The organism is Paraburkholderia sp. GAS82 (genome assembly GCF_050436285.1).
Classification (GTDB): Bacteria; Pseudomonadota; Gammaproteobacteria; order Burkholderiales; family Burkholderiaceae; genus Paraburkholderia; species Paraburkholderia phenazinium_B.
Genome location: NZ_JBNDLX010000002.1, coordinates 494,264 through 507,814, shown reverse-complemented (window position 1 = coordinate 507,814; position 13,551 = coordinate 494,264). Strand labels below are relative to the sequence as shown.

Here is a 13,551-nt window from a genome sequence, read left to right as displayed (position 1 = left end):
GCGAGTGGTGCGCCGCCTTTCCTGACGTTGCCGGTAAATTACCTTTCACACAAAGCAGCGGCGTCTGCTAGCTCCCCGGTTTCCAAGCGCTTACTCTTTTATTGCGAACGCTCACACGCATTTTTGAATGTTAGCTTTCCTTATAACGACTTACCAAAAAACTGAGAGAGACGTAAAGATGAGGGAAGATTCGCTGGAAACCGGACAGGTTCGTTTTCAACACATCATCAGCGGGACAGGTCGCACGCGAAGTATGTCCGTGTGTCGGCGGCATGGATCACACGAGCCCGCTTCCGTCTCCAGTGACGCGAGCCTGCAAAACGAACTGGAGCGAATCTCCGCTCTGATCAAAACGGGCCTCGAAGGCGAAATTGAAGGTGCAGTCAATCAGTTGAGCAGCCGTTACTGGAACGATGTCGAAGCACTCACGCTTCTTTCCAGCGCACTGAACCAGAACGACCGTTATGCCGATGGATTCAGACTCGCCAAACAGGGGTTATCCATCGACCCCGAAAACCATTTTCTGCACTACAACGCGGCCAGGGTGTTGTGGATGTGCGGACTGCCCAGAGAATGTCTTCCGTATGCCATGGAAGCGGCTCGCCTTTGGCCTGATAACGCGGGAACGTGTGTGCAGTACTTCCTCTCATGCGTCCAGCTTGCCCTTGGTGATTTCAAAGAAGGCTGGAAGCGACATAAAATTTTCTATACGTATCCGTCGATAAGCAGCCAATTGTTCCGTCCGGATTTCCCTGAGTGGAATGGCGAGCCGCTAGTGGGTTGCGAATTTTTGTACGTACTCCACCAAGGATATGGCGACCAGATCCAGTTCCTTAGATTCGCGGAATGGCTACACCAACAAGGTGCGACAGTCGACGTACTCGTCGATCCACCACTAGCCGGAATTGCTGCTGGCATGGCGGGCGTGCGAACCGTCTATTCCTATCCCGCCGTACCAGGTGGCTCGTATGCATACTGGTCTTATATGATGAAGATACCGGCATACATGGAGTTGGAGGTATCAATGCTCCCGCTTGCAATGCCGTATCTCACGACAACACATGAGCGACGCGAACATTGGCGCGCATACGTCGAGTCGACCGCCCCGCTCCAGGAAAATGCGAAATCCAGACGCGTCGGCTTCGTCTGGAAAGGTAGTCCTAACACGGCCAATGACCGCTTCCGGTCTATTCGGCTGCACGCGCTGCGGCCATTGTTTGAATTACCCTCAATAACGTGGTTCTCTGTCCAAAAGGACGACGCTGAGGCGGAACGCAAATCGTTGGCCGACAATTTCGACGTACACGCCTTGGGGCCAATGATTGAGGACTTTACCGACACGCTCGCCATACTCGAGACATTGGATCTGGTTATCACTGTAGATTCGTCCGTTGCGCATCTTGCCGGCGCCGCAGGCCTGCCCGTATGGGTGCTTCTGCCCGGCTATTCTGAGTGGCGGTGGCTCGCCGACCGCACGGATAGCCCTTGGTATCCATCCATGCGCCTATTCCGTCAACGCCAGTTAGGGCAGTGGGATCCAGTTATCGAAGAGGTGCGAGACGCGTTGAGGGAATGGCTGGGCGAGCCGGTAGATTCGCATTGGAGGTAGCAGGGTGCGCCACACGCAGTATGGATCGCAGCGTGCCAAGCCACACCGCAACGCGCTCACTCGGCCGCACCGTCCTCGGTCGAAGGCCCTTGCCTCTCCCCCATCCCATCCGCACGCGCCTTCGCATCGAACAACGCCAGCAACCCCTCAGCCGAATTGAACATCCCCTGCCCGTTATGCCCGACCCCCGGCACCTGCCAGCATCGATGCGCAAGCTGCGGATGCCGACGGCACAAGTAATCAAAGTAAGCCAGTCCACGCGCCAGCCGATGCGGCCCTTGCGCATTTGCCGCGCACGAACGATCGAGCGCCTGATGCTGCGGATCGCAGTCGCCCTCCCCGAGCAGATAGATCACATCGCTACGAGCGTAACGTTGCTCAAGCACATCAAACGACGCATCGCCGCTCGCGTAACGCGGAGGCTGATAAATGCCGTACTTCCACGTATCGACCCCGGCGCAAGCGCTCTCATCGGCAGGACTGAATCCGCCGTCACCATCCGGCCGAAGCTTGTCGAAATACACGTACGAAGACGGATTCGCAATCACATAGCGGCAATGAACGCCCTGCTCTTCAAGCAGCGCCGCCGCGCGTCCCACCACCGCATAACGATGCGCCACCTGTGCACCGCCCGAATGCCCCGCAATCACCACCTCCCGCAGCGAGGCAAATCGCGAGCGATCCGCCACCTCTTCGACGAGACTATCAAGCACATCGAACGAACTGATCGGCGCGGGACCTGCCGCGTCATCGCCACCCATCCAGCCGGTCCAGTCCCAGTGCAGCGTTTCCGGATCGAGACCATGAGCGACGATGTCGGCGCTCGCCAGAAACTGCGGCACGATCAGCAACGTGTCGCTAGCATCCACGTCAGCCGCAGCCAAGGCCCGTTGTGCGGACAAAAGATACGCATCCGCGTCACGCAACCGGCCATGTAGCACGATGACGACGCGACTCACTCGCGCGTCCGACGCCTCGTCTGCCGAGCGATAAACCGGCATCGTGCCGGAGCCACGCGCCGTCGTAACACGCAAGCGTGCGCCGGCCACCTCGCGCACTGGGTATTCATTGCGCGGTCGTACCCGTTCGCCGGGACCTGAAGACGTCATGTTCGAATCAAAGTAAAGGAATGAAATTATTCTTGCGGAACGGCATCGGGATCGCGCCACAGGTGTCTTCCGGACCGGCTCAGGCCCACCATCAACAGCGAGACGATCGCCGCAAAAATCAGGAAGTAGGCCGGCACCAGGTTCGAGCCAGTGAAGCTGATGAGTGTCGTCACGATCAACGGCGCGAGGCCGCCGAACAGCGTGACCGCAATGTTGTACGACAGCGCCACCCCGGTAGAACGCGTCGAGGTCGGGAAGAGCTGCGTCAACATCCCCGGATGCGGGCCCGACATGATGCTCAACACCAGCGTGGCGATCATCTGCGCGGTGAAGAGGCGCTCTGGCGTCGGCTGCGCGACCACCCACGCGAACAGCGGATACGCGATCAAGGCCCAGAGCACCACCACCGGGAAGAACACTCGCCATGCACCGACACGGTCCGCGAGTTTGCCTGCCAGCGGATATGCAATGATGCTGATCAGACCAGACACGGCGGTACCCAGCAACGCGTTCTTCAACGGCAAATGCAGTTGGCGCTCGACATATAGCGGCAAAAACGAGTGCCACAGATAGTTGGTCGCCGCGCCGACGATGATCACGCCCGTCGCACACATACATGCATCGCTACGCTCGCGCAGAAACTGGCGGATCGACTGACGCGGTGCATGGCCGAGCCGCTCGCGCATCTCGACGAATTCGGGTGACTCGGCCACCTTGTGCCGAATGTAAAAGCCGATCGGCCCGATCAGCGCGCCGAGCAGAAACGGCACGCGCCAACCCCACGTTTCCAGCGACGCGCGGTCGAGATGCGTCGTCAGCAGATAGCCGCACGCCGACGACAGCAGCAACGCAAACGCCTGCGACGTCATCTGGAAACTGCCGTAAAACATCTTTTTGCCGCGCGGCGCGTATTCCGACAACATCGCCGCCGCTGTGGCGAACTCGCCGCCCACCGACAGACCTTGCAGCACGCGCGATAGCAGCACCAGCAACGGCGCAGCAATGCCGATGCTGCTGTAACCCGGTGTCAGGCCCATCAGCAGCGTGCTGGCAGCCATCAGCAGAATCAGCAGCGATAAGGTACGGCGGCGCCCCACCCGGTCCGCGTACGCGCCCAACACGATGCCGCCAATCGGCCTCACGATGAAGCCGATCGCAAAGGTCGCCAGCGTCAGCACCGTGGACAGCAGCACGTTGTCCACCGGAAAGAACACATGCGCGATGGTCTTGGCGAAATAACCGTAGATCAGAAAATCGAACCACTCGAGACCGTTGCCGATCACCGAGGCGATCACGGCACGCCGCACCTGCGCGGCCGCCGGTACGGCGGCTGGTCGGGCGGGGGTCGCCGCGCCGGAAAGCATCGAGTCCATGGGTCTCCTGAGACGTATATGTGTCGACCAGAGTTGACTCTTGGTGCTTACTCTGGTCCGTGCAATGTCGTTGCGCTTATGCCTCAAGCGTACGGAGTATCGCGGTAAATGTAAAATACCAATCAAATACCCCTGCCATACGTTTCACATATACGAGGCATTGCGATGGAATTGCGGCATCTGCGTTACTTCCTGGCGGTGGCCGACGAGCGGCAATTCACTCGTGCCGCCGCGAAACTGCATATCCAGCAACCGCCGCTGTCGCAGCAGATTCAGGCGCTCGAAAGTGAAATCGGCTTTCCGCTGTTCACGCGGGTAGCACGCGGCGTCGAGCTGACCTCGGCGGGTACGTCCTTCGCCGACGATGCGCGCGCCCTGCTGCAGGCGCTGGATCAGGCCGTCGTCAAAGGCAAAGGCATCGCGGACGGCAGGATTGGTTCGGTGCGGATCGCCCTGACCAGTTCATCGGCATTTCACCCGCTGGCACCGGCTGCGATTCGCGCGTTCCGTGACGCCTGTCCGGACATCGCCATCGATCTCAACGAAATCAACGCGGCGGAAATTATCGAGCGGATGGTGAGCGGCCGCATCGACGCGGCCATCCTCCGCAAACCAAGCGACACGCCCGACGAGTTGCGCTTCGATCTGCTGCTCGAAGAAAGCATGGTGCTGGTGCTGCCGTTAGGACATCGCCTGCTGCAAGGACGCGCCAAGTCGGGCCGGATGCGTCCCGTCGCACTCGATTCGCTGGCTGATCAACCGTTTATTTTTGTGCGCCGACCCGGTGCGCGCGGCATGTATTCGGATTTCATCGACGCCTGCGAAGCGGCGGGCTTCACGCCGCGCGTCGCCAGCGAGGTGCCGCGCATGCTGAGCGCGATCAACCTCGTAGCAGCCGGTACGGGCGTGACGCTGGTGCCCGCGTCGATGCAGCGCTACCAGCAGGAGAGCGTGGTGTATTGCCCGATTGATAGCGACACGGCCATCACGGCGCCGTTGCATCTGGTCACGCACCGCGATGCCGGCAATCCGGCGGCGGTGCGTTTCGCGCAGACGGTGATTGAATTTGCGCAGGCGCAGGAAGTTTAGACAACGCCTCGCCCACTGCGTCGCTAGTGGCCTACCGCTGCTCAGCGCTTTTCGAAGCGATAGTGCCCGACGCCCCACTCGTTGCCGTTCGCATAGCCAAACAGCTCCGCTACAGCCATGTAGAACATGCGCCAGCGCTGTAGCCAGATAGCGGCATCGCGCGCGCCGTAGGTATCGACGAGCATGGGCATCACACGGTCTTGCGCGGCATCGAGCGCGGTCAGCCAGTGGTTTGCAGTGCGCTCATAATGCGTGCCGCTTACCCACCATTGCCGCTCCACGCGCAGATCGTCCTGGAAATTGAGCAGCAGATTCTCCGATGGCATCGTGCCGCCAGTGAAGAAGTATTTCGACATCCAGTCACTGCCATCCTCTACCTGGAAATGGTAGGCAAGCGTGCGGTGCACGAAAATATGCACGAACAGTTTCGCGGAGTCGCGCATCCAGCGCGCAATCTTGGCGAGTAGCAGTCCGTAGTTCTTCATGTGCTCGAACATTTCGATCGACAATACGCGATCGAAACCGCCCGCCAGTTGCGCTTCGGAAAACTCGAAGTCAACGATATTGCTCGTAATGACCTTGAGGTTTGTCAGGCCGCGTTCCGCCGCGCAGCTTTCAATGAACAGACGCTGGCCGAGCGAGTTCGAGAGCGCGACGATCTGCGAATTCGGGTAACGCGCCGCGAGCCACAGCGACAGGGAACCCCATCCGCAGCCCAGATCGAGCACACGCTGACCATCGGTCAGTTCGGCGCGGGTTGCATAGAGTTCGAGCATTGCGGTTTCGGCCTGCGCGAGCGTCTCCTTACCCTCTGGATAGAGACAGCAAGAGTACTTCAGGTGCGGGCCGAGATGCGCGTGAAAGAACGACGCGGGTACTTCGTAGTGCTGCGTGTTGGCGGCCTGGGTTTCGATGGCGATTGGACTCGTTCGCAGGTCATCGAGCAGACGGTTGAGCCGGCGTGCCCGCAACTCGCCGTCGTTGATGGCTTCGTCGCGCAGACGTTGGCCCATCAGTTGACGCATGCCAAGGCGGATCAGCGGATCGGGCAGCCAGCGGCGCTCGCAGCAACGGATCAGCCAGCCGTCATCGGGGGCTGCGGGAGCCGAAGCTGGCGGCTGCGGCAGGGTGGGGTCAAGGGTCGAGAGGCTCATATCGGCTGGCTCCTTTTGCGGTCACGACGTCGACGCGAACGGCGACTCGTAGGTCTTGTTGTGGTGTCATCGACTCCGTCACGCAGTTAGTCCCGCGGCGAGCGCCGCGGCGGCCATGGGATCAGCGCATTGGTCGTGCGCATGTACTCCGCGTAACCGGCGCGGGTTTTAGCGAGACTCGCTTCAAGCAAGGGAATCCCGGACAGCTTGAGTAACAGCCACGCCATAAGAATCGGCGGCAACAGCGTTAGCCAAATCCACGGTGAGCCGATCGACAGCAGGATGTACGACACCCAGTGCACGCATTCGAAAAAGTAGTTCGGATGTCGCGAGTAATTCCACAGTCCGACGCGGCACACCTTGCCGTGGCTCGATGAATCGCTCTTGAAACGCTGAAGTTGCCGGTCCGCGATCGCCTCCCCCACAACCGAAGCGATCCACACCGCCGCGGCCAGAACGAGCCAGACGGTCGACGGTTCGCTCGTGCGGTAAGCGGGCACCAGAAACGCCAGGGAAAGCAACATCGAGATCACGACCTGCAACTGGAAAAACCAGAACATCCGGCGCGGCGCGGCATCGCCCCATTCCTCGCGAAAGCGCCGGTAACGTGCATCTTCCGGCTGCCCGAAGTTGCGGCGCCATAGGTGTGTGCCGAGCCGCACACCCCACACGAGGCCGCCGAGCGCCGCGAGCACGCGGGTCGAAGAATCACCCTTACCCAGCACGGCATACAAAACCGCGACTGCGCCGAGCGAATACGCCCAGACCGGATCGACCATGCCCGCGTTTTCCGACTTCAGCTGCCATGCCCAGACGGCGGAAAACACCAGCACAAGCCCGATCAATGCAATCACGGCGGCGAAGACAGGCGGCATGACATCCTCATTCATTGGCAATGCAGATTTATACGCAGACAAATGCCCAGTGGATGCGGCTCCGCGGCCCGAGCACGCCGCATCCACGAAGGCAGTGCTAGTTCTTGTCGCCGGGCGACCAAAAGCCCGGCATACCGATCTGCTCGGGCCGCTGCGGCACACGCCTGAAACGCGAAGTGTCGTAGCCCATCTCGTCGAGCTTGGCCAGCATGGCGTGATAGGTCTCGTCGCTCATGTCCGGGTCGCGCGAAAAGATCCAGCCGAGGTTCTTGCCCGGATAACCGAGAATCGTGTAACGGTAGTCGGGGTCGACATACAACGTGAGCTGCTTGAATCGCACCGGCCAGAACACCTGAACATTCCATTCACCGCCGCCGCTACCGGGCACCGGCGTATCGAGGAACTGGTAGTGCTTGAGCGGAGCGTCGAAGCTGCCTTTGTGCGCGAGGTACGAATCGTCGATCTTCCCGTCGGGCCGCAACTTCCATTCCGCATAGGCGCCCACGAAGTTACGCTCGGCAAAATAGGGAATGTTGGCGATGATGTACCAGCGGCCCATATAGCGCGGCAGATCGACCGGCACGGTCTGAAGCGGCACACTGGCGCGCGGGTTGGGATTGGGCGGCTCGCCGGAACAGCCGTTCAGCATGAACAGCAGAAAAACGGCGGCGGCAGCGCAGGCAAAGCGGCGCATGGTGACCTCGGGTGTCGTGGCGATATAGGTATTACGTTCGACGCGCTCCGCTGGATGCGCTTACCGCTCCCTCGCGTCTGAATCCAACCGGCGCCCTGCCGCGTAAGCAGAGATATGAGACCACGTGGACGGTGCCATCGCATGTCATCTGGAGATCTTCACCGGGCCGCCAACGCTAACGCCGGCGCCAGAACTCCGCGCGCTGGCGCGCCAAAGGCGTGGCTGTATTTCATCGTCTGTCAGGCCGGCTGGATGGTCTGCGTGATGAGCGCAGCGCACGGGCTGGCGTGGATTGGCGTGCTGTTCGTGATGGCCACGGTCGTCTGGCACGCCAGCCAGGTGCCCGCGCCTGCGCAGGAACTCAAGCTGGTGGCTGCGGCCGTGCTGATCGGGGCGGTCTGGGAAAGTGTCCTCGTCGAGACAGGGCTGCTCGTCTATCCGAACGGCGTGCTGATTCCCGGCACCGCGCCGTGGTGGCTCCTCGCGCTATGGGCTCTGTTCGCGGTCCAGTTCAACGTCGTGTTCGGCTGGCTGAAACATCGCCCACTGCTGGCTGCCCTGTTGGGCGCGCTGGCCGGACCGCTGTCGTTTCGTGCCGGCGCAGCGCTGGGCGCGGTGCGCTTTCCCGACCCGATGCTTGCGTTCGCGGCGCTCGGGGCAGGATGGGCGGTGTTGATGCCGATAATGCTGGGGCTAGCGCGGCGTTGGGATGGCGTGCACGTCGCGGATTGAACGACCGTGGTGAATCAGCGCGCGTCGTCGCAGGTCGCGGTGGTTGCAGAGGTCGCGGTGGTCGCGACCGACGCCCCCTGCCGATCGCCCAGGCCGAGGTAGCGCAATGTTGCCAGCGCCGCCAATACCGTGATGGCAGCTAACCCATACGTCAACAGATGAAACGCATCTGCATAGTGCTGACGGAGCATCGCTAGTGAGACCCCAGGCAATAGCGTCGACGCGCCGCTCAGGTCACCGGTGGCAAGCTGTTGGGCTGCCAGATCAATCGCCGTGCGCGGCGCACCGCCACCAGCGGCCATTAACTTGTGGCCAGGTGCAAGGGGCGCCAACGCGGCGACAACCGGCGTAAGGCGCGCCGCCACGATGCCAGCCAGCGCCGCGCTGACCATTGCCAGAGCAAGTCCTTCGCCGGCCACGCGCGTCGTGCTGAAGATGCCGGTTGCCATGCCGGCACGCTCCTTCGGCACCACGCTAACTGACAAACCGTCCATCAATCCCCATGGCAACCCCGTACCAATGCCGATCACACCCATTGGCACCAGCAGCGCAGCGGGTTTTGCGCCTACCGGTACGCCGCCGAGCCAAACCAGTCCCGCTGCTGCAATCAGCAGACCCAGGCTGGAGATCAGCCCCGGCGATGCGTGCCGGGTCAGGCGCACGGCGACTGCGGGCATGACCAGCATCGGCGCCGAAAGCGCAGTCATCATCAAGCCGGCATTAAGTGGCGCGTATCCTTCGATGCCGACAAAGCGGATCGGCAAGATCACCAGCAGCACCACGAAGCAGTAGCACGTCGCGATCGGCAGCAACTGCACGCCCACGAAACGGCGATAGCGGAACAACGAGAGGTCGAGCATCGGCCGGACGGTATGCCGCTCGATCAGCACGAATGCCACGAGCGACCCGGCTGCGGCCGCGAACAGCGAACCGACTGCCGGATGGCCCCAGCCGATATCCGGCGCCTCCAGAATCGCGACCGTGAACAGCCCGAGCGCCGCCGTAAAGCTCGCCATGCCTGGCCAGTCCACGCCGGACGCGTGCGGATCGCGCGTCTCCGGCATGCCGGGTGCCGCGAGCAGCAGCGACATCGCGCCGAGCAGCGCGGTCGAAACAAACACCGCGCGCCAGCCGAACAGTTCGATCAGGCCGCCGGCCAGCACCGGTCCGAACGCAAGGCCGACGCCGAAGGTGGTGCCGAGCAGACTGAACGCGCGGGTCCGGGCGTGGCCGTCGAACTCCTGCGCGAGCGCCGCCGAGCCGCCCGCCAGCGCAGCGGCGGCGCCCACCCCTTGCGCTGCCCGCAGCAGATCGACCCAGACGATGCCAGGAGCAAGCGCGAGGAGCATCGACATCAGCGAGAACACGCTCACCCCGCAGAGAAACACGCTGCGGCGGCCAAAGCGATCGGCAAGCGTGCCGGCCGCCATCAGACAACTGCCGAACGCGAGCATGAACGCATTGGTAATCCAGTTCAGCGCTACCGGACCGCCACCGAGAGCGCGGCCGATTGCCGGTGTCGCGATGGCGCCCGCCGAGAAACTGAGCGGCAGGATAACCGCCGCGACGCAAACCGCGGCAAGCACGGCGGCGCCTCGCGAGGCGGTGTGATCGATCGAGTCAGACATGACGCTTCCTTTGGATAGACAGGGCACCGAGGACTGGCGATTTCCGACGCACACGGAAAACGGGTCAGGCAAGTCTAGTTACGGACTCGAACGTGATAAATACTGCTAAAGTCGGATCAATCCGGACAAAAACTCTCGAATGACGCCATGGAAAACCTGACCGGCATGATCGCGTTCGTGCGAACCGCGGAGGCTTCGAGCTTTGTCGGCGCCGCGCAGCGGCTCGGTGTGTCTGCGTCGGCGGTTGGCAAAAGCGTGGCGCGCCTCGAGCAGCATCTTGGCGTGCGACTCCTGCAGCGAAGCACGCGGCGCGTCAGCCTGACGGACGACGGCGAGCGCTTCTACGAGCGCTGCCGTCAGATTCTCGAGGCCGTGCACGACGCCGAAACGATGATGCTGCAAGCCACAGCGACCCCGCGCGGCCGTCTGCGGGTGAGCCTGCCGACCATCGGCTACCGTTTTTTGCTGCCGATCGTGCCGGAGTTCGCGGCGTGCTATCCGGAGATCGATCTCGAACTGGACTTTAACGACCGTCTGGTCGATGTAATCGAAGGCGGTTTCGATGCCGCGATCCGCAGCGGGCCGCTCGACGATTCGCAACTGATGGCCAAGCGGCTGGGGCCGTTCTGTTTTGTGCTGTGCGCGTCGCCGACGTATCTACAGCGGCGCGGCGTGCCGCAGGTGCCGGCCGATCTGGCGCAGCATGCCTGCCTGCGGTTTCGTTTTCCGACTTCGGGAAAACTGGAGCCGTGGCGCTTTCGCGATCTGCCGGAAGACACGGTCACACGCTTTCCGACCGCGCTGACCTGCAACAACATGGAGGCGCTCCGGGCAGCGGCAGAGTTGGGGCTTGGCATCGCCTATATGCCCGAGTTTCTCGCGCGCGACGCCTTGCAAAGCGGCGCGTTGCAATCGGTCATGGCGGACCACCTCGCGCAGGCCGGACAATTCTCGGTGCTATGGCCATCGAGCAGACAGTTGTCGCCCAAACTGCGGGTCTGGGTCGATTTTCTTTCTGAGCGCCTGTTTCCCGAACCAGCCAGAACTGCTTAGCACTCGACGCGGCGCCGCCAGCACCTTAAGCTGATTGCCCGATTCGTCGCGACAAAAACCATGTCAGCACGTTTGAACGCACCGTTCACCGCCCTTCTCGCTGCCGCCTTGTTCGGTGCGACGACGCCTTTTGCCAAGGCGCTGCTCGGCACCCTGTCACCGTTTATGGTGGCGGGACTCTTCTACCTCGGCAGCGGCGTTGGCCTGGCTATCACGATCCTCGTACGCAAGCTGAGACTGAGCAACGACAAGCGAGCCAACGAAGGACAGATCCATTTGCGCGAAGTCCCGTGGCTGCTCGGCGCCATCGTCACGGGCGGCGTCGCGGGACCCGCTCTGTTAATGCTCGGCCTGAACGCGACGCCGGCAGCCACGAGTTCGTTGCTGCTGAATCTGGAAGGTGTTTTCACCGCGCTGATCGCATGGATCGTGTTTCGCGAGAACGTCGATGCCCAGGTGTTTCTGGGCATGGTGGCGATCGTGGCGGGTGGTGTGGCCTTGTCATGGCACCCCGGCGCGACAAGCGTGCCGCTCGGCGCCCTGCTGGTGGCCGCGGCGTGCGCGTGCTGGGCAATCGACAACAATCTCACGCGCAAGGTCTCCACCAACGATGCGATGGTCATCGCCTGTCTGAAAGGGCTGACCGCAGGGTCGGTGAATTTCGTCATTGCATTGCTGCTGGGCGCTCAACTCCCACATGCCGGAATCATGGCGGCCGCGATGGTGACCGGGTTCGCCGGTTACGGGGTCAGTCTGGTGCTGTTCGTGGTGGCGCTGCGCAATCTCGGTACGGCGCGCACCGGCGCATATTTTTCAGTGGCGCCGCTGTTCGGCGTGACGATCTCGCTGATTCTGTGGCCCGAAATGCCGCCGCTGCTGTTCTGGGTCGCCGCGGCATTGATGGCTCTCGGCATCTGGCTGCATATCCGCGAACGGCACGACCATCCGCATACGCACCAGGTGCTGGAGCATAACCACCGGCACCGTCATGACGAACATCATCAGCACGAACACGATTTCGAATGGGACGGCGAGGAACCGCATGTGCATCCACACCGGCATGCACCAATCACGCACACGCATGCGCATTTCCCAGATATTCATCATCGGCACTCACATTGAGCATAGCGATCGCGGTTTGCGATCGCTCCCTTTCCAGATCCGAAAGCGCGATAGGACGATTCAATTGGCATCCTGGCCAAGCTCGTCCTGTAATGGAACTCCTGCCGTTTGCACTTCCCCCTGCCAAACCCGGAGAACCTCAATGGCTCAGCCCCAGCCCAACGTTGACGAAGTTGTACAGGCCATCGCCGCGGAAACCAATACCCCCACGGAAACGGTCTCGAAGATCTACGCCGATACTTTGGCCAACTATAAGACTGATGCTCGAGTGTTCGATTACATGCCGCTGCTGGTCGCCAAGAAGGTGCGCGACACGCTGCGACATTCAGGAAGCCGGAAGAACTAACACCAACGCCGCGGTTCGCGCCGGCTTCTTCGCTCGATTGATCGTTCCGCCGTTCATGTCGTGCGTTCGCGTGCGACGTGCCTAGGCGCATGCGGGCGCAGCACAAGCTCCGGAAATCTCACGTTAGCGGGCCTCAGCGCAAGTGCGTGGCTCCAGGTTATTGCTGAACCGTGGAGCTAACAATAGTGCCGCAAAGTTCTTAAGCTGACGGTGGTCGTGAAGCTTTGTTTCACGACGCCCAGCCGAGGAGCTTTGTGCATGACTCAATCAATCCAGATCCGTCCAGTAACCAACGCCGACTTTTCGGCATGGCTGCCGCTGTGGGACGCCTATAACGCCTTCTACGGACGTTCCGGCGAGACAGCGTTGCCCCGCGAAATAACACTTCTCACGTGGTCGCGTTTTTTCGATGGTTATGAACCCATGCATGCGATGGTCGCCGAGCGCGACGGTCAGCTGGTCGGTCTCGTGCATTATCTCTATCATCGACACACCACGATGGCCGGACCCATCTGCTATCTGCAGGATCTCTACACGCTCGAGAGCGAGCGCGGCAAAGGCGTCGGGCGAGCGCTGATCGAAGCCGTCTACGAACACGCGAAAGCGGCGGGTTCAAGTCGCGTTTATTGGCAAACGCATGAGACGAATCAGACGGCGATGAAGCTGTATGACCGTGTCGCTGACCGGTCGGGGTTTGTGGTGTACAGAAAGGCTTTGTAACGAGAGCGCGCATCGCACGGCTTCTTGCCGGAACGATGCGCGCTTCC

Annotated in this window: 13 protein-coding genes; 7 read left to right on the top strand and 6 right to left on the bottom strand. The window is 61.6% G+C overall.

Annotated features, from left to right (window positions below):
- Positions 1-178 precede the first annotated feature (178 nt).
- Positions 179-1,609: a hypothetical protein gene (locus tag P3T17_RS08645; protein ID WP_429406050.1), complete on the top strand. Its 1,431-nt coding sequence runs from the start codon at positions 179-181 to the stop codon at positions 1,607-1,609.
- Positions 1,610-1,665: 56 nt separating this feature from the next.
- On the opposite strand, the gene P3T17_RS08640 is transcribed toward P3T17_RS08645, so the two are convergent.
- A complete protein-coding gene (locus tag P3T17_RS08640; protein ID WP_429406047.1) occupies positions 1,666-2,718 on the bottom strand; it encodes an alpha/beta hydrolase in 1,053 nt (350 codons plus the stop codon).
- Positions 2,719-2,744: 26 nt separating this feature from the next.
- A complete protein-coding gene (locus P3T17_RS08635) occupies positions 2,745-4,082 on the bottom strand; it encodes an MFS transporter (protein WP_429406470.1) in 1,338 nt (445 codons plus the stop codon).
- A 174-nt stretch (positions 4,083-4,256) separates the two neighbouring features.
- Here P3T17_RS08635 and P3T17_RS08630 point away from each other — a divergent pair, with 174 nt between their 5' ends.
- Positions 4,257-5,180, top strand: a complete 924-nt coding sequence (locus tag P3T17_RS08630; protein WP_429406045.1) for a LysR family transcriptional regulator — start codon at positions 4,257-4,259, stop codon at positions 5,178-5,180.
- Positions 5,181-5,221: 41 nt separating this feature from the next.
- Here the strand turns inward: P3T17_RS08630 and P3T17_RS08625 are convergent, their stop codons facing one another.
- From P3T17_RS08625 to P3T17_RS08615, 3 genes are all read right to left on the bottom strand, one after another.
- On the bottom strand, positions 5,222-6,334 hold the full coding sequence (locus P3T17_RS08625; protein WP_429406043.1) for an SAM-dependent methyltransferase: 1,113 nt from the start codon (positions 6,332-6,334) through the stop codon (positions 5,222-5,224).
- Positions 6,335-6,420: 86 nt separating this feature from the next.
- The gene (locus tag P3T17_RS08620; protein ID WP_429406041.1) at positions 6,421-7,209 is read right to left on the bottom strand and encodes a DUF1295 domain-containing protein; all 789 of its coding nucleotides are present in this window, start codon (positions 7,207-7,209) and stop codon (positions 6,421-6,423) included.
- A gap of 97 nt (positions 7,210-7,306) precedes the next feature.
- The gene (locus P3T17_RS08615; RefSeq protein WP_429406039.1) at positions 7,307-7,903 is read right to left on the bottom strand and encodes a lipocalin family protein; all 597 of its coding nucleotides are present in this window, start codon (positions 7,901-7,903) and stop codon (positions 7,307-7,309) included.
- Positions 7,904-8,044: 141 nt separating this feature from the next.
- On the opposite strand from P3T17_RS08615, the gene P3T17_RS08610 reads away from it, so the two are divergent.
- Positions 8,045-8,635 carry a DUF2878 domain-containing protein gene (locus P3T17_RS08610; RefSeq protein WP_429406037.1) on the top strand — a complete coding sequence of 197 codons (591 nt, stop codon included), beginning with the start codon at positions 8,045-8,047 and terminating at the stop codon, positions 8,633-8,635.
- A gap of 14 nt (positions 8,636-8,649) precedes the next feature.
- Here the strand turns inward: P3T17_RS08610 and P3T17_RS08605 are convergent, their stop codons facing one another.
- Positions 8,650-10,263, bottom strand: coding sequence for an MFS transporter (locus P3T17_RS08605; RefSeq protein WP_429406035.1), 1,614 nt, complete (start codon positions 10,261-10,263; stop codon positions 8,650-8,652).
- A 147-nt stretch (positions 10,264-10,410) separates the two neighbouring features.
- On the opposite strand from P3T17_RS08605, the gene P3T17_RS08600 reads away from it, so the two are divergent.
- From P3T17_RS08600 to P3T17_RS08585, 4 genes are all read left to right on the top strand, one after another.
- Positions 10,411-11,316, top strand: a complete 906-nt coding sequence (locus P3T17_RS08600) for a LysR family transcriptional regulator (protein WP_429406033.1) — start codon at positions 10,411-10,413, stop codon at positions 11,314-11,316.
- 60 nt (positions 11,317-11,376) lie between these two features.
- Positions 11,377-12,438, top strand: a complete 1,062-nt coding sequence (locus P3T17_RS08595; protein WP_429406032.1) for a DMT family transporter — start codon at positions 11,377-11,379, stop codon at positions 12,436-12,438.
- Between the two features lie 142 nt (positions 12,439-12,580).
- Positions 12,581-12,784: a DUF3562 domain-containing protein gene (locus P3T17_RS08590; RefSeq protein WP_074266963.1), complete on the top strand. Its 204-nt coding sequence runs from the start codon at positions 12,581-12,583 to the stop codon at positions 12,782-12,784.
- 258 nt (positions 12,785-13,042) lie between these two features.
- The gene (locus tag P3T17_RS08585) at positions 13,043-13,504 is read left to right on the top strand and encodes an N-acetyltransferase family protein (protein ID WP_429406031.1); all 462 of its coding nucleotides are present in this window, start codon (positions 13,043-13,045) and stop codon (positions 13,502-13,504) included.
- The last annotated feature ends 47 nt before the right edge of the window (positions 13,505-13,551 follow it).